13 protein-coding genes are annotated in these 17012 nt (G+C 50.5%); 4 read left to right on the top strand and 9 right to left on the bottom strand.

Going from position 1 to position 17012, the window contains the following annotated elements:
- Positions 1-193 precede the first annotated feature (193 nt).
- Positions 194-478: a DNA-binding transcriptional regulator Fis gene (gene fis, locus AQULUS_RS09845; protein ID WP_408608945.1), complete on the bottom strand. Its 285-nt coding sequence runs from the start codon at positions 476-478 to the stop codon at positions 194-196.
- Between the two features lie 467 nt (positions 479-945).
- Here fis and AQULUS_RS09840 point away from each other — a divergent pair, with 467 nt between their 5' ends.
- The gene (locus AQULUS_RS09840) at positions 946-2760 is read left to right on the top strand and encodes a hypothetical protein (protein WP_148339978.1); all 1815 of its coding nucleotides are present in this window, start codon (positions 946-948) and stop codon (positions 2758-2760) included.
- A 38-nt stretch (positions 2761-2798) separates the two neighbouring features.
- On the opposite strand, the gene AQULUS_RS09835 is transcribed toward AQULUS_RS09840, so the two are convergent.
- The 7 genes from AQULUS_RS09835 to AQULUS_RS09805 all read right to left on the bottom strand — a co-directional run bounded on the left by AQULUS_RS09835 (position 2799) and on the right by AQULUS_RS09805 (position 11090).
- The gene (locus tag AQULUS_RS09835; RefSeq protein WP_148339977.1) at positions 2799-4067 is read right to left on the bottom strand and encodes a glycosyltransferase; all 1269 of its coding nucleotides are present in this window, start codon (positions 4065-4067) and stop codon (positions 2799-2801) included.
- Between the two features lie 249 nt (positions 4068-4316).
- Entirely contained in the window at positions 4317-5657 is a 1341-nt protein-coding gene (accC, locus tag AQULUS_RS09830; protein ID WP_148339976.1) for an acetyl-CoA carboxylase biotin carboxylase subunit, read from the bottom strand.
- Between the two features lie 33 nt (positions 5658-5690).
- Positions 5691-6155 carry an acetyl-CoA carboxylase biotin carboxyl carrier protein gene (gene accB, locus AQULUS_RS09825; RefSeq protein WP_148339975.1) on the bottom strand — a complete coding sequence of 155 codons (465 nt, stop codon included), beginning with the start codon at positions 6153-6155 and terminating at the stop codon, positions 5691-5693.
- 141 nt (positions 6156-6296) lie between these two features.
- Positions 6297-6941: a DedA family protein gene (locus AQULUS_RS09820; RefSeq protein WP_148339974.1), complete on the bottom strand. Its 645-nt coding sequence runs from the start codon at positions 6939-6941 to the stop codon at positions 6297-6299.
- 12 nt (positions 6942-6953) lie between these two features.
- Positions 6954-7736, bottom strand: coding sequence for a class I SAM-dependent methyltransferase (locus AQULUS_RS09815; RefSeq protein ID WP_148339973.1), 783 nt, complete (start codon positions 7734-7736; stop codon positions 6954-6956).
- A gap of 135 nt (positions 7737-7871) precedes the next feature.
- Complete coding sequence (locus tag AQULUS_RS09810; RefSeq protein WP_148339972.1) at positions 7872-8459, bottom strand: MarC family protein; 588 nt, start codon at positions 8457-8459, stop codon at positions 7872-7874.
- A gap of 141 nt (positions 8460-8600) precedes the next feature.
- Positions 8601-11090, bottom strand: coding sequence for an HAD family hydrolase (locus AQULUS_RS09805; protein WP_148339971.1), 2490 nt, complete (start codon positions 11088-11090; stop codon positions 8601-8603).
- Between the two features lie 164 nt (positions 11091-11254).
- Here AQULUS_RS09805 and ubiA point away from each other — a divergent pair, with 164 nt between their 5' ends.
- Positions 11255-12115, top strand: coding sequence for a 4-hydroxybenzoate octaprenyltransferase (gene ubiA / locus AQULUS_RS09800; RefSeq protein WP_148339970.1), 861 nt, complete (start codon positions 11255-11257; stop codon positions 12113-12115).
- Entirely contained in the window at positions 12112-13224 is a 1113-nt protein-coding gene (locus tag AQULUS_RS09795) for a 4-phosphoerythronate dehydrogenase (RefSeq protein ID WP_148339969.1), read from the top strand. Before ubiA ends, AQULUS_RS09795 begins: the two co-directional genes overlap by 4 nt.
- Positions 13225-13236: 12 nt before the next feature.
- Here the strand turns inward: AQULUS_RS09795 and AQULUS_RS09790 are convergent, their stop codons facing one another.
- The gene (locus tag AQULUS_RS09790) at positions 13237-15609 is read right to left on the bottom strand and encodes a penicillin-binding protein 1A (protein WP_172622814.1); all 2373 of its coding nucleotides are present in this window, start codon (positions 15607-15609) and stop codon (positions 13237-13239) included.
- A gap of 429 nt (positions 15610-16038) precedes the next feature.
- Between AQULUS_RS09790 and pilM the strand changes: the two genes are divergently transcribed.
- Positions 16039-16980 carry a type IV pilus biogenesis protein PilM gene (gene pilM / locus AQULUS_RS09785; protein ID WP_148339967.1) on the top strand — a complete coding sequence of 314 codons (942 nt, stop codon included), beginning with the start codon at positions 16039-16041 and terminating at the stop codon, positions 16978-16980.
- The last annotated feature ends 32 nt before the right edge of the window (positions 16981-17012 follow it).

Genomic DNA, 17012 nt, shown 5'->3' with positions numbered 1-17012 from the left:
GAGGCGGCGGAAACCGCTGTGTTGCGTCATTATACACAAACAAATATACCCAAAGAAGCGGGGATGTCTATATTGTCAAAAACAGGGTTGATCGGTGAGGGTGCAGCCGGTATTGCTCACGCGGGGCGGGGGGGTAATGATGAATTCAGTAGTCCTGTCAGATTGCGCAGGACTACTGAATTCAAGAGGCGGATTAATCAAGCAAACCGTACATTTTGAGTTTCTTTCTCAATGTACCGCGGCTTAAGCCTAAAACAATAGCCGCACGAGATTGGTTGCCCTTGGTATATTCCATCACAGCTTCCATTAATGGAGCTTCGACTTCAGCCAGGATCAATTCGTATAAGTTGCTTGGCAGTTGGCCTTTCAGTTGAGAAATATAATTCTCGAGTGATTGCCGGACGCTGTCATGCAACGGCTGGTTTTTTTGAGTCAGCTCAAATGACGATTGTAATCTTTCTAACGTTTCAGTAGTCATAATTTCCCTCGATTTACCGGGATCGTTCATAATACAGCAAGTATTTTATCCATTGTTCTTTGTTAGAGCAATCATTTTTTTGCACATTTTTTTTCTTTTGTAGCTGCAGGATAAAATATAACCATATCCTGACGGCGCTTTTGCGTGCCTTACTGGGTATTGGCAGTGTGGTCTTGGTTTTTATTTTATTTTAAAACAAAAGGTTATGCTGTTTTTGACGAGAGCGTTCACTGAACTGTGTCAGTCCTTACCCATGACTGCTTCGCTCCAAACGTCACATCCTTGTGACTAAGGATTTCATCCTGAAATCCAGTCGCTCACCTGTCATGGGTAAGGACTGACACAGTTCAGTGAACGCTCTCTTTTTGACGGGGTTTTACAGGTCTGGCACCAGGGCCGGGTTGAGCATACACTTCATTTGTGTTAACTGTCATCAGATCACCTTGATCTAGTTTGTGAAGGACCTCATGAAATCTTCAAGAGAAACGCAGGGTAAGCTGGGTATTGCTGAGACGGGGCGGCGTCTTTACCGAATAAGGGATTTGCTATATTTTTCGGTCTGCCGGCCGGAGGAGTTTTCGGAATGGTCTGAACTGTTTGCCAGCCAGGAAGAGCGAGAGGTGATGGCTGCGTTTTCCCGCGGTTTTCAGGCTCATTATTTTTCCGGGCCTGTATGGGGGACTGGCGCGGTGGATGCCCGGCTCAAGCAGGCATTCGATATGAGAAAAGCTATCCGGGATTCCCGTATCGCGCTTGCGAGTATGTTGGATGATCCCATGCTGTTTACCAGTGAACAGACGGAAGTTTCCAGGATTTTAAAATCCCAATTTCTCGAACTGGAAAAATTATTTAACGAACGTGACCAGCTGACCTGCAGTGATAAGCCTCTGCCGTCCAGTCAGATTGAAGTCCTGGATGCGAATGCGAAATCAATTAATGATTTATTTTTATCTCTCTTGATCTGCATCGGGCGGAATCGAGATCTTAAACCGGAGCTCGGAAGTTCAATACGCGGCCTTCACGGCCGCTTCAAAGAGTTTGCCGCTGTGCAGAATGAAGCTGAAACCGCTGCGATGAATCAGCAGAGACTGCATCAGTATCAGGCTGCTGTCAGCCAGATGATGCTGAATGAAAGCACTGAAAAAATGGAGCAGATCCTGGGATATCATCCAGGGCTTCTGAAGTTCCTGGAGGGCAGCCTGGCGGACCTGGATAGGATTCATGGCAAATTTCAGCAGTATCTGCTTGAGCGCAAAGACAGGCTGCCGCAGCCTCTTTCAAAGCTTGAGAAGCAAGATATGCGGCAGGCCAGGGCACGCGCGCGGGAAGCTTTCCGGGTCAGGCTTAAACATGAGCAAGAAGCGCGCTTGAAACTGCTGGCGGGCGTTCGCGCTTCCATTTACGACGCGTATCAGAAGGGTCGTGAGTGTCATATGCAAGGTCAATTTGAACCAGCGCTGCTTTTCTATCTGGCGAGCGCAAAAGAGTTTCATTTCGCCAGTCTGATGAAAGCAGGGAAAATGTTTTATAAGGGAGAAGGGTGTCTTCCCAATCCGGGCAGGGCGGGTGTTTTATTCCGGGCGGCGGTAGTCTGTTCCGAATCGGAATCGCAAAAAACACGGGCTTTGGCAAGGTTGATTCTTGCTTATGAGCAAGAACTGGAAGTCTCCCGAAAAACGGATACCAATGTGGCCTCGCAAGATAAACACGAGCCGAAATATCGGGCTGTTCTGGATGTGATCGCGGATTTAAAAAAATATATTTTGCGGAGTACCGTCAATCCGGCCTTGAAGCTGCTTTATCTGGGCGAATGTTATCTTGAAATGTATAAAGTGGATGCGAAGGAAGCTGGCAAAAATGGTGCGCGTTGCGGTGAGCATTTTAGAACGGCGCATGATTTCTTTTTGCAGGCCTGGAATTATGCGCGGCGTGAATCCGAAAAGTTTATCATCATGTATGTCAATTTGTATGATGACCACCCTGATGAGAGATCGATGATGGAAGTGTCTGAGGAAGATGAGGTTATAATGGACTGTGAGGGGGTTGACGACAATCTGCCGGATGAAAAAGAGAAAGTTCACAAACATAACCGCCTTTTAAGCAGTTATTTAACATCAAAGGATGTCGGCAAATATATCAAGAAAACGATAGGCTCGCATTTGACTTCAATCTGGAGTTCGCTGGAGGCGGAAGATGCTGCGCTGGCGCTTGGTCTTGGCGAAATAACCGAGAGCGTTCTCACCGCTTCGCCAGTGCAAGATCGGGCCAGGCGCCTGTTTTAACATTCTCGTTTTGACAGGGTGTTAATGGATATTTGCCGCTATGTTGACAGCCCTTTAGGATGCGGCTCATCCTGCGGCTGGGCGCGTAGTGACAATGTCCCGTTCATCTGTGCTTCAATGAGGCGGTCAAACCGGTTGTCACTGCGAATATTGGTGGAGAGTTCCTGCCGGATTTCTTCCCGTATGGTTTTTTCATCACTTAAGGGTGGAAGAAATTTTTTGCAAGACTGATAAATTTGTTCCACATGCCAGGAGAGATTAAATATCCGCATTTCCTTGGCTTCATAATAAATGCTTTCAAGCGCGATGTGCATGGCTTCGTCGCGAATGTGGGGGGTGATGCGTATCGCGCCCCAGGATCCGGCATGATGTTTGGGCAGGGAGACCCAGTCCTGGGATCTCATAGGGTCGTGCGGCATCAAATATTCAGGGGGAACTCTGCCCGGCGTGCCGGTTTCCAGCGCGGAAATCACCATGCCCGGCCCGGTTGCGGACAATGTATTTTTGGCGCGGATTTCTTCAGCTTTTTGTCTTTGTATTTCCGGGCCTTCTTCTTTGCGCACGGTTTCTACTGCGCTGCGCTTGACTCTGCTTAGCAGGGGATTTTTCATTGCGGGTTGCCGCAGAGGCCCTGGCGCGGCGCTTGTGCGCGAAAACAGGGCCGGGGAAGACGGAAGAGTGGATGGTGAAGCCGGAGAAACCGCCGAAGCTGCGCCACTGTCTCCATAGCGCAAATTTTTGTACGTCCAGGCTGAATTATGATGATACGCTTCCCTGGCTTTTTCTGCCAGCATCTGCATTTTGGGGTTGCCAGGCGTGCAGACCATGGCTTCGCTGCCAGGCGCTTCTCTGCGCCCGGTCAGGATGGAGTGGCTGGTGATATGCATGAGAAACCGATGATCTTGCAGGGGAGTGTCGAATACGTTTTTATCGGGGTCCAGGTCATCGGAAGCTGGAAATTTGACATCGCCCAGCCGGTTTTTCTCGCTTGGGTTGACATCCATGCAGTCGAAATACGCGCCGCCTTCCTGGAACAATATGTTATAACGAAGCATATCACTGGAGGCGCCGTAATTGGGAGCGAGACTGTTTATCTCATAGCGGATTTCATCAGAAATAATCCCTGTCTGGTTAATATCGGCAAATTCAATATTGTCTGGCCATTCATGAGGAAACAATTCTGATTTCAGTCTGTCGTATTTTGCGGCGTAATCCGGATCAGATTGAGCGTCTATCCAGATTTTGACTTTGAATTCAGGGTTGGCTCTGGCCCAATTGACCACATTTTTCATGCCTTGTTCCGGCATGATCTTTTCTCCACCGGCCCAGATGAAATGAATAAGCTTGGGTATTTTTTCTGCCGTAACGGCGCCCTCCTGATCTCGCGTGATAACTTAACTATAGCAGCCCTTGGTGAAAAGTGAGGACAAGGCTGGGTTTTTTGTTTGTCAGGATGAAAAACTGTATTGAAAACCGCTGGTTGGCATTCAGGGCTGTGAAAATGCCGTTCCCGCCCGCGGCAAATCCCGGCTATGTGCGCAAACTTCAAGGCGAGATTACATGTTCATCCATTTTTCCAGATAATGAATGTTAACCAGCCCCTTCTGGAAGCTGTTGCCGCGGAGAATGTCCTGGTGGAGGGGGACATTGGTCCGTATGCCTTCAATGACTGTTTCATCCAGTGCATTACGCATACGCGCCAGGGCAATTTCGCGGGTTTCGCCATGCGCAATCACTTTGGCGATGAGAGAGTCATAGTAAGGGGGTACCTTGTAACTCCCATAGATGTGTGAATCCACGCGTATGCCGGGACCGCCGGGGGCGTGGAAATAGGAGACAGTGCCCGGAGAAGGTGAAAATGTCCGCGGATCTTCGGCATTGATACGGCATTCTATCGCGTGTCCGACGATGCGCACGTCTTTCTGTGTCAGGGATAGCTTTTTGCCCGAAGCCACATACAATTGTTCCTTGACCAGGTCGATACCCGTTACCATTTCAGTGACGGGATGCTCTACTTGTATGCGGGTATTCATTTCAATGAAATAAAATTTTCCATCTTCGTAGAGAAACTCCATCGTGCCGGCGCCACGGTATTTCATGTCGCGGCAGGCCTGGGCGCATAATTCACCGATTTCCTCCCGCTGTTTATGAGAGATGCCTGGTGCGGGCGCTTCTTCAATGATTTTTTGATGGCGGCGTTGTATGGAACAGTCGCGCTCACCCAGGTAAATGGCGTTGCCCTGGCCGTCTCCTAGCACTTGTATTTCAATATGGCGAGGATTTTGCAGGTATTTTTCCAGGTAGACCTTGTCATTATTAAACGCTGCCTTGGCTTCGCTGCGCGTCAAGGTGATGGCGTTAATCAGGTGGGATTCAGTATGCACAACGCGCATGCCGCGCCCTCCGCCTCCTCCTGCCGCCTTGATGATCACGGGATATCCTATCTGACGCGCCAGAGCGAGGGTTGCGGGATCATCTTCTCCAATTGGTTCGTTTGAGCCGGGCACACAGGGAATGCCAATCTGCTTCATGAACTTGATTGCGGCAACCTTGTCACCCATTTGGCGAATAGTGTCAGGATGCGGACCGATAAAGGTAAATCCGCTTTTTTCCACCTGTTCAGCAAAATCGGCGTTTTCCGAAAGAAATCCATAGCCCGGGTGAATGGCTACCGCATCGGTGATTTCGGCGGCGCTGATGATGGCGGGAATGTTGAGATAGCTGAGACCAGCCTGATGCGGCCCTATGCAAACGGATTCATCGGCCAGGCGTACATGCAGAAGGTCGCGGTCAACGGTGGAATGTGCCGCCACGGTCTTGATGCCCAGTTCCTTGCAGGCGCGCAAAATGCGCAATGCGATTTCACCCCGGTTTGCGATTAGAATTTTATCTAACATGATGCGTAATCCTGTGCTCTGGTCCGTGAGGTGTCATTCGATTACAAAGAGGGGCTGGTTGAATTCAACCGGCGTTCCATTATCCACCAGTCTTGCAGTAATGGTTCCCGTCTTGTCGGCTTCAATCTGGTTGAACATTTTCATGGCTTCTATGAGGCAGATAACGTCTCCTGCCTTGACGGATTGCCCGATTTCCACAAAAGGCTTTGCTCCGGGCGTGGAGGATAAATAGACTGTGCCGACCATGGGGGCTTTTAACATGTGTTTGTCCTGCACGGCGGGGGCTTCGGCTGCCTTGGCCGGGGCTGGTTCGGGGGCGGCTAGTGCCGGCGGCGGGACGGCGGCAGCGGGCATCACGGGAGGGGCCATCATGACCGGGGCGGCAGTATGGACTTCCCGGGTAATGCGCACAGATTCTTCGCCTTCACGTATCTCAATTTCAGCAACGCCCGTGCTTTGGATGAGCTCAATCAGCTTTTTGATTTTACGCATGTCCATGGGATGGCTCAGCTCCTCTATTTATCGATTAAGGTAGGTTCTCATGATAAAGGCAAGCATTCTGCACGAACAAGCCAGATTTGTCCAGAAGCAAGCAAGTTACCGGATTTTATTGCCTGTTCCTTTCAGGTTTGGTTGTGATCACCGGCAGGTTTTGCGGTATAAAAATGCAGCAAATGGGGGAAGGATAGATAAAATAATAATCCCATATACCACAATGGAAAAATTATCCCGGATAATGGGAAGTGAGCCAAAGAAGTAGCCGGCAGCCAGCAGGCTGCCTACCCAGAGAATGGCGCTCAGGATGTTATACAAGGCAAATTCTTTGGGATTCATATAACCCACGCCGGCAACAAACGGTGCAAAAGTCCGGATAATGGGAAGATAGCGGGCAAGAATGATGGTTTTGCCGCCATGTTTCTCGTGAAATTGATGCGCTTCCTGTAAGTGCTTTTTATTCAGCAGCCAGGATTTTTCAGCGGTAAAAACCTTGGGGCCTATGCTTCTGCCGACGAGATAATTCACTTTGTTGCCGAGTATGGATGCAGCCGTGAGCAGGATAAAGAGAATCTGGATATCTAATGCGTGGCTTGCGCTGGCGGCTATGCTGCCAGCGGCGAATAGCAGGGAGTCGCCCGGGAGAAACGGGGTAACGACCAGACCTGTTTCGCAGAAAATAATGGCAAACAAGATGAGGTAGGTCAGGGCGCCATAGGTGGAGACAAATGAAATAAGGTAGGTGTCGATATGTAAAATATATTGCAAGAAGAGTTGTATGGTTTCCATTAGCTGCCTATTCTACCCTTTCAAATGGCGTTGACTTGAATATACGTCAAATCGGCTATTCTTTCCCGTCAGGGAAAAATCTGGTTTTTTGTTGGCGATATTCTCTGCCAATCGCGGCCTTTTTACAATGATGCGATAGTTGGCGCAGCGGGACGCCGTATGGAACAATTCATCCGCATTCTCATCTTTTCCGAGAAGTTGCTGCATTATAACCATATCTTTCTTGACCGATGCGGACTTTTGTCGTGCCGGGAACATGGGATCCAGGTAAATGATATCGCTGGTATTTTCAGTCAGCCAGACTCGGGAGTCGGCATTGATCAGCCGCATGCGTTCCACAATGGCAGCGGTGCGCGCGTCATTTTTTGCGCGCTGGCAGGCATCGGCCAGCAAGGCATGAACAACAGGAGAACGTTCCAGCAGGGTGATCTCATATCCTAATGCTGCCAAAATAAAACTGTCTCTGCCCAGTCCGGCGGTGGCATCGACCATGACCGGCAGCTCGCGCGGGTGCCTGCCCGCAGCTCTTCCCAGCAGTTCCTTGCGCAGACTGGCTTGTTTGCAGCGATACAACAGCTTGTCTGAAAGAAAATCCACGCAGAACGGCCTGGTGTCTTTTGCCCGCGTGTCGATCAAGCCCAGATACCCTGGAGTAAAGATAAGCAGATAATCAAATCTGGCTGCAGCGATGGTATCCTGGTTCTCAAGGTGCTCCAGCCCCAGGTTCGATGCCAGTTTCAAGGCTTCATCCCGCCGTGCAGGGGATGCCGTTGTGACTGCAATAAGATGATGCATGATGTCGGTCTCGGGTATTTCTCTATACACAGCGCGGGCTTGCTGCTATCGCGAATAATATATATTTGAATGGCTAGAACGCGAAGGTATTGTACTAAAATTGCCCTATTTATGCCAGGGTTTACAATGATGCTGTCAGGCATGCAAAAACTGTTCGAACCCCGAGAGAAACATCTGAACAGCCATGGTGGTCAGTATCATGCCCATCAGTCTTTCGATGGCGGTCAGCCCGCGTTCGCCAAGGATTTTCCGCAGAAAATCAGCAAAAACAAGAATGACAGTCGTGATAAACCAGGCGATCGTGAGAGCGATAAACCAGCGGAACATGTCATAAGGCGCCTGATTAGCCAGCAGCATGACCATGGTCATGGTGGAGGGCCCGGCAATCAAGGGGACGGCCAGAGGAACGATGAGGGGTTCACCTGAAAACGAGGATTTGTCTTCCTGGCCATTCTGCGGAAAAATCATGCGTATCGCGATGAGAAAGAGAATGATGCCGCCTGCAATCTGCAGGGCCGGTTCGGAAATATGCATGCCTTCCAGGATATATTGACCAAAAAATAAAAAAAGCGTCAGAAGAATGAAAGCGATAAATGTCTCGCGCAGGATGATACGCTGGCGCCTTTTGGGATCAACATTGTTCAGGGTCGACAGAAAGAGCGGAATGTTCCCCAAGGGATCCATGACGAGTATGAGCGTGATCGTGGCGGAGTATAAGGTCATCGTATGGCCGAAATTATTTATCAGAAGCTGATTTTAACAAGTCGGCAATATGTTGGAAAGCACTCCGGTCTGTTGGCTCTCATGCAGACAAGAGATGCCGGGGGTTGCCTGTTGGCTGCAGGCAAAAAGCCGTGCAGCGGATCAGAAGGTGAAAGTGATCTTCGGGCCTTGCATCACTGCTGCGGGTTCGGGAGCAGGCGGAGCGAGAGGACGGTATACAATCCGGAAGACATACTGCCGGCCGGGTTCCGGCTGCAGCGAGGGTTTCAGGGTCATGCTGCTCGTACCGGATGTGCAATGGAACAGTCTGCCACGGTGTTCCGTCATTTGATCAAACGCAAGACACGGCCAGGCGTCGTGGGTGTGCTGTGATTCATTCTGGGCGATGAATGCATCCATTTGAATGAGTTCCGCGCTTTCTATCTGTATCCATTCATGCTTTTTTCCCCATAAGACTGAAACCTGGATATCACCCTCTCCTACGGGTGTCCATGCAGTGTAATACCCGTCATAAGTCATTTGCGCATCCAGAATAGTCTGGTGGGTTTCATGGCCGCGCGCCAGGGTGGCGGGAAGATGCGATTGCCGCGGCAACATGTCTTTTAATTTGATATCAAGTCCAAAGCGTTGCTGCGACAGTAACGCGAGTGTTAATTCAAATCCGGCCGCGCGTAATTCCGCGGGATAATTCATGCGCATGGTCTTGGAATTTTTTTCTATAAAAAAGAGGCCGCGGCGATGCAGCCCTTTTAGTCCTTGCTCCGGGTCGAACACGGTTGACACATCTTGCGTGCCAAGATTCCAGTCGAACTGGAATGAACGTAAATATTGTAATTCCGGCGCGGTTGGGAAAAAAATCATGCGGCAAAGTTCGGCGCGCACGGTTTCTCGCAGCAGGAATGGGGAAATGTGCGGTTTAATGTCTTGAAAATAGCGCTGCGCGTCATGTATGAAGCGAAGGCATTCGGATTGTATCTGAAACAGTTTTGCGTGCTGTTGTGCGCTAATGGCGGCGACGGCGTGTACCGCACTGCCTTCCCGGTCGTAATCGACGACGCTGCCCTGGTTTGAAGTGCAAAGCTGCTCGAGGAGGGCGATATATGAAACCAGTGTTTGCAGGGCTTTGTCATCGCACCAGGAGGGATCCAACAGTCCGCGGCGGCGGGATTCCCATCCGGGTGTGCGCAGAGTGATGAGGTAACGTCCGGTGACTTCAATGTTCATATCGGCGAAGACCGGTGTCAGCAAGTCTTGCACGGTGCCATGATAACCGAGATCAATAAAAACCAGTGTGTCTTTTGCAGCGATCCCGGCAGTTTTTTGCAGGTGACGCAATAACCGTGAACGGTATTGCGCTGATTTATCGAGAATCATGCGTAATATGTCGCGGCGGCGAACAAGGCGGGCGAATTCGATTTCGGGTTGAGCGTGTCTGTGTGCGGTTCTGATCAAGGGTTCCGCGACTTTATCCGGCAATAATAACTGCCGCGCCATGTCACGAAACCGTTGAGAGTGGGCGGATTCGGCGAGATAGCGGTCAATTTCACGCTGGCTGCGAAAAGAAGCCGCATAGGCGGCGAAACGGCTGATACTGACGCATGCGCCCAAGGTAGACCGGGTGAGAGCGGAGCAGGCGAGCGATGGCAGATAGGCGTCCCGCATGAGGAACAGCGCTTTGGGTTGTTTGCCTTCGCGTCTCATCTGTTCTATTTCATCGCATATATATCGGGCGAAGGTGTACATGATAGGTCCCAGTGAAGCGTATCCTATCAGTGATTCAGGTTTGTTTTCCGCTGTTTTTTCCATGGCAAAAACACCCAGAAACGGGCTGGGCACAGGCCGGGTGCTGCGAGTGCCGGTATCCATCATGCCTGCGGCAATGGCTTGCAGCCGCAGCAGATTTGTCATGTATTCATCTTCACGCTGAAATTGCAGGGCATTAAGACGAAAGGCGCGCGGCGCGGCGTAATCAGATGCGGCATGATCACCGATATGCAGATAATTTTCAGGTGTATTGCCTCTGGACCTGACGATTTTTTCAAACAAGCCGGTTGCTTTGGATTTTCCGTAATCGCAGGAACAGTAAATGCTGTCAATCGCAGCCATGACGTCCGCAGGCAGCGCGGCAGTGAGAAGCCGGCGCAGTTGCGGCTCTTCAAAATAGGTGTCACTCACTATGATGATCTTCATGCCGCGGCTTTGCGCGTCGCGTATCAGCTGGACCATGGGGGGATAGGCAAAGCAGGCTTCCATTTCTGCCGCAATTTCTTCTTCTGACAGCGCGTCCAGCTGTCTTTTATCAAGCTCCGGATGATTCGCCAGATAAATATCCCGCAGTCTGACTTCACTATGCTGCTGATTTAGAAGCATGAGACGGCGCGCCCTGTCTTCCGCCTGAATACGCATGGCGGCGGTCATGCCAAGGGATTGAAATGACGCTGCATGCTGTAATTGATAAAACACATCGTGCGGTGAAGCGTATTTGCGCCAGAGCAAAGTATCAAAACAATCAAGCGAGAGCGTGTCTATGGGGGTATGGCAGCGGTCTGGCAGGGCGGCAAGATCGTTCGCCCTTATCCTGTTGGGGGAGTGTTCCGGCCCATAGGCCATCTGTTTTGTGACTACTGCCATGTTTTTTCCATCCTGCCAGCCGACATTTGGAATATATAACTTAAAACAGATATTTACGCCATGGGCGGCGCATGGTGTGTACTTGACAGTTCAGGAAATGTCTTCGTTCACACGCTCAATCGATTCCTTTTTCACCGGCGGGTGCTGATGTATACTTCATTCCCATGTTAATACGTGAACGATTATCACAATATGCTTATCTGATGAGGCTGGACAGGCCGATTGGCATCCTGCTTTTGTTGTGGCCGACGCTGTGGGCGTTATGGCTGGCCGCCGGCGGCCGCCCGAACGGCAAGATACTGCTGATATTTGTACTGGGTGTCATACTGACTCGCTCAGCAGGATGTGTGTTGAATGATTTTGCTGACCGTCATGTCGATTGTCATGTGCGGCGGACCCGCGCGCGCCCTCTCGCGAGCGGCAAGGTTACCGTTTATGAAGCGATATTGATCGCAGGGATTTTATGCCTGGGCGCGCTGCTGCTGGTTTTGCAATGTAATCTGCTTACCATCGTGCTGGCTTTTGTAGGCGCGGGCTGGATGCTGATTTATCCTTATCTGAAGCGCGTGACGCATCTGCCGCAGCTCGGGCTGGGTATTGCGTTTAGCTGGGGTGTGCCCATGGCGTTTGCCGCGGAGACCGGCATGGTTGACATATCGGCGTGGATTTTATTTATTATCAGTGCCATCTGGCCGGTGATCTATGACACCATGTATGCCATGATAGACCGGGAAGATGATCTGAATATAGGCGTGAAATCGAGCGCAATCTTGTTCAGTGCCATGGATACAATGGTCATCGGCTTGTTACAGGCTTTGTTTGTGCTGATGCTCGTCATTGTCGGACTCATCTTTGATCTGCGTTCGGTCTATTATTTGAGTGCGCCGCTGGTTACGGTCTTGTTCGCCTATCAGCAATGGCTGATCAGAAACAGGGATCCGAAACAGTGTTTTCAGGCTTTTCTGAATAACAACTGGGTCGGCCTGGTGATTTTTGGCGGAATCTTTTTGAGTTACCTGCAATGAAAATTGTTGCTGATTCGCATATTCCCTTTATAAGAGATTATTTTGGAGCCTACGGAGAACTGGTCCTTTGTCCGGGTCGTGAAATCACGCGCGATGATGTGAAAAACGCAGACGTGCTGCTGGTAAGATCTATCACTCATGTGGATCAGAAATTGCTGGATGGATCGCGGGTAAAATTTGTTGGCAGTGTCACGGCTGGCGCTGATCATCTGGATACCAGGTGGCTGGATGATGCGGGTATCAGCTGGAGCGTCGCGGCGGGATTCAACGCGCCCCCTGTTGCCGATTACGTCATGAGCGTGGTGGCGGCTCTGCAGAAAAAAAAGCTGCTGGGGGAGAAAAATCTGAAAGCGGCAGTTATCGGCGTGGGAAATGTAGGGCGCCAGGTCGTGGAACGGCTTGGATTGCTGGACTGTGAAATTATCTTGTGCGATCCCGTCCGCGCGCAGCAGGAACCGGATTTTTCTTCTGTTCCCATGGAGGAATTGTGCGGCTTGGATATGATTTCATTACATGTGCCTTTGGTCAGAAGCGGACAATTTCCTACCCATCATTTTGTGGGAAAAGAGTTTCTGCTGAGACAGAAACCGGGTTGTGTGCTGTTGAACGCCAGCCGCGGCGCTGTGGTGAATTCCGGTGAGCTTTTACAGCATGGCAGGCATATGCACTGGTGTTTTGACGTCTGGGAGCATGAGCCGAAAATTGATAAATCAGTGCTTGAGCAGTCTTTCATCGCAACTCCGCATATCGCGGGTTATTCGGTGCAAAGTAAAATCCGTGGTATTGACATGATATACCGCATCGCCTGCGAGCTTGGCATCATCATTCCCCAGGTGATTTCTCCTATTGAAATGCCCAAACAAACATTGACTTTTGCGGGCGAGCAGCATCATTGGCGTGATGTCGTTCTGGGAATATTCAATCCTCTGGTTGTTACTGAAATGACCCGCACCATTCTGATGCCTGCGGAAGAGTACGGGGCATTGTTTGATAAAATGCGAAACCAGTTCAACTACCGCCATGAATTCGGCTATACACACATTGTGGATACGGCGTTTTCATCGTTTGACAGGCGTTTGCTGGAAAAACTCGGCTTGACGCTTGAGTGAGCTATTCCTCCATTAGTACAGGGACATTTCATTTTGCGGGTCTGATGAGGTTTCCGGCGCATGATTACTGTCCGAAGTATTGTTATTGTCCGGGCCTGGAACGACATCGGCATCGGTATTTTCGTCAGTATTGCCGTCGGCGTCTTCATCGGTGTTTTCCCCGGTCTGTGAGGTGTCGCTGATCAGATCGGATTCGGGCAGATAGGGTTCCATGAAAAATTCAAACATCCCGCTGGCGCTGTTCGCAGAAATACGCTTGCCGGTCTTGGGATCAATCCGGATGCTGATGATGCCAGGCGGCTGCGACGGAATATTTTCCGGCTTGCCTTTCAAGGCGGATTGCATGAACTGCATCCACATGGGTAATGCGGCGGTAGAGCCATATTCATGCAAGGATTGCGGCTGGTCAAACCCTACCCAGGAAATGGCGACCAGATCCGGATTATAGCCGGCAAACCATGCATCGACCTGGTTTTGTGTGGTGCCTGTTTTACCGGCCAGATCATTGCGTCCGAGGTTTTTGGCTTGTTTGGCGGTTCCGCGTTGAATGACATCATGCAGTGCGGAAGAAATCAAAAAGGTGTTTTCAGACGAGAGTACCCGCGGAGCGGCTGCTTCGCTAGGCGAACAGTCGTTGTTGCAGGCGACCAGCGGTTTTGCCTGATAAATCACTTCATCCTGGGAATTGCGTATGGTATCAATGGCGAATGGCACCACCTTTAATCCGCCGTTCGCGAATACCGCATAAGCCTGTGCCATTTGCAGGGGAGTGACCATGGCTGTACCCAGGGCGAGCGATAATCCGGGCGGCAGTTGTGAGGGTATGAAGCCAAATCGTTTCAGATAATCCACTGTATATGACATGCCCATGAGTGCCAGCAGGCGAATGGAAACCAGGTTGCGGGATTCTATGATGGCGGTACGCAGGCGGGTGGGGCCATAGAATTTGTGTGTATCGTTTTGCGGCCGCCACAAACTGTTATCGGCGGTGTTTTCAATAATGATAGGCGCATCATTGATGACTGTCGCGAGGGTGAAACCTTTTTCAAGCGCAGCCGAGTATACAAATGGCTTGAAGCTGGAGCCGGGCTGCCGTTGCGCGCTGGTGATGCGGTTGAACTTGCTGTATTGATAATCGAATCCGCCAGTCATTGCCAGAATCGCTCCGTTCCGGGGGTTCAGGGCGACCAGTCCTGCCTCGGCTTTCGGTATTTGCGCCAGTTGGTAACCATTCGGTGAAGGGTTGATGAGTACGACATCGCCCAGCTTGAGAATTTGGGACGCGCTTCTGGGCTTGGGCCCCAGATAATCCGCGTTAATCTGTCTGCGTGCCCAGGATAAGCCTGGCCAGGACAGGGTGGTCAGCTCACCATTGGAACGCAGTACGGTGACGGTTTGTTTGGTCATTTCAACCACTGCGGCAGGCTCAAGACTGTTAATCACGGGCTTTTTGCGCAGAGCCTGCTCCCATTCTTCCATGTTTTCAATCGAGGGTGTGCCCAGGTTTTCCATGGGTCCGCGGTAGCCATGACGCTGGTCATAAGCGAGCAGCTGTTCGCGGACGGACTGGTTGGCTGCCACCTGCAATTGACTGTCTATGGTTGAATAAACCTTGAAACCATCTGTGTAGATACTGTCACCATACATTTGTTCCAATTGTTCGCGGACCAGTTCGGCGACATACGGCGCCTTGATTTCAGTTTGAAGATCATGGTAGCTCGCGTTTAACGGCGCCTGGGTAGCGCTGGAATATTCTTCCTCGCTAATATAACCTTGGTCGCGCATGCGCCAGAGCACATGATCGCGGCGTTTTTGCGCAGCCTGGGGATTGGCAATCGGATTGAGAGTGGACGGCGCTTTGGGCAGACCTGCCAGCATGGCGTATTGATCCAGTGTCAATTGGTTGAGATGCTTGCCGTAGTAGACTTCCGCGGCGGCGCCCACCCCATAAGCGCGGTTGCCCAGAAAGACCTTGTTCAGATACAACTCGAGAATTTTTTCCTTTGTCAGGCGGTGTTCTATCTTGATTGCCAATAATATTTCGCGCAATTTGCGGCCGAATGTCTTGTGACGGGTCAGGTAAAAACTGCGTGCGACCTGCATGGTGATGGTGCTGCCGCCCTGGAGTTTGCGGCCGGTCAGGATAAGCGCGAGCGCCGCGCGTCCCAGTCCTTGAATATCAACGCCGGAATGCTGGAAGTAGCGTTGGTCTTCTGTGGCCAGCACCGCTTCAATAAGAGGTTTGGGAATTTGATCGTAGGGGATGGGTATTCGGCGTTTTTCACCGAATGTTGCGATCAGTTTTCCATCGTGTGAAAAGATTTGCAGAGGAACTTGCAGTTGAACCGTGTTTAAAGCATCAATGTCAGGAAGCTCGAATTCCATATAGTAAAGAATTCCGGCAACCGATAGGGTGCACAGTACTAGAAACAGTATGATGATTCGTCGAACAAGGCGGAAAAAGTGATTCATATGTTATAAAATATCTTGCATTTCAAAGAGGTTAAAGTATATTAGCATGTTGTTTGTCTGCGCAACCAATCTTTCTTGACCCCTCATTGTACCAGCTTTTGTAAAAATTGTGATCTTTTCTCGATGGTTGGCTTCCCTTCCAGTCGGCTTGCTTTTACGCATTCTGCAGGTATTTCAGCAGTCCTTCAAGCCATGAGGAGAGGGCGCGATGCTGTATTCCATACCTGCTGTGAACCCGCATTCAGACAAGACACAGAACTTCCCGCCATGCGGTGTCAATGCAAGCATATTTTTGAAGCGGGTTCCAAATAAATTCTCGCATTAAAGCGATGGAGATATCTTATGCGATATTTTTTCACTTCTCCTCCGTTGATAGGGATTGATATTCAATCATCTGCAATCCGGATTGCGCAATTAAAAAAAATTGCCGGCGGTTATCTGGTGGAACAGGCTGGCGCAGCTGATTTGCCCGAAGGTGTCATGACGGATGACAGAGTACGAGACTGGAGCTGTATTACCGAAGTTTTGTCGAAGCTGGTGCATACCTACGGCCTGAGGGGCTTGGCTGCGGCTGTTTCATTGCCCGTCAGTCTGGTTCGCATGCAGTATGTCGCACTTCCTTGCGGCATGCCGCAAGCCGCCATTGAATCCGAGATACACGCCCAGGTGCAGAAAGATTTTCCCGGCATGCGTGATGCCTTATGCGTGGATTTTAAAATTGGACCGGAATCCTCTGCCGGAGACCCGGATGTGTTTTTTGTCGCGGCGCGCCGGGAATATGTCACGCAATACATGAATGCTGTGAATGCAGCCGGGCTGAACTTGAAAATTGTGGATATCGATATTCATGCCCTTGAACGTGTACTGGACATGGCGGCTTATGGTCCGGGTTTGAACAGGGAAGCTCATGCTATCGTGTATGTGATCCGGGAAGCTGTATCACTACTGATTTTCTGGAATGATGAAATCCTGTTTCATCAACACTGGGCAAGAGCTGAAGCAGATGAAAATCTCGCACAGTTATCCAGCCGCATTCATCTGTTTCATGCAGCGTTTCCTGGAAAATCTATCAGTGTGTTGGGCTGCTACAGCCCTGACGGTCATCTTGAGTCCCGGCTTTGTGCGCTGCAAGAAAAATGGAAACCGCAGGTTCGCTGTTTGAAACCGTTTAGCCGTTTGCTGCCCGGAGCAAGCCTGAATGAAAAATGGGACCAGGAATATATGACTGAATTTTTTGTCGCGTGCGGTAGCGCAATGCGGGAGATTCCTCCATGGCAACCATGAATTTATTGCCCTGGAGAGAATATGAACGGGTA

Origin of the sequence: Aquicella siphonis (genome assembly GCF_902459485.1) — a bacterium.
Taxonomy (GTDB): Bacteria; Pseudomonadota; Gammaproteobacteria; order DSM-16500; family DSM-16500; genus Aquicella; species Aquicella siphonis.
This window is presented reverse-complemented; position numbering and strand designations above follow the sequence as displayed.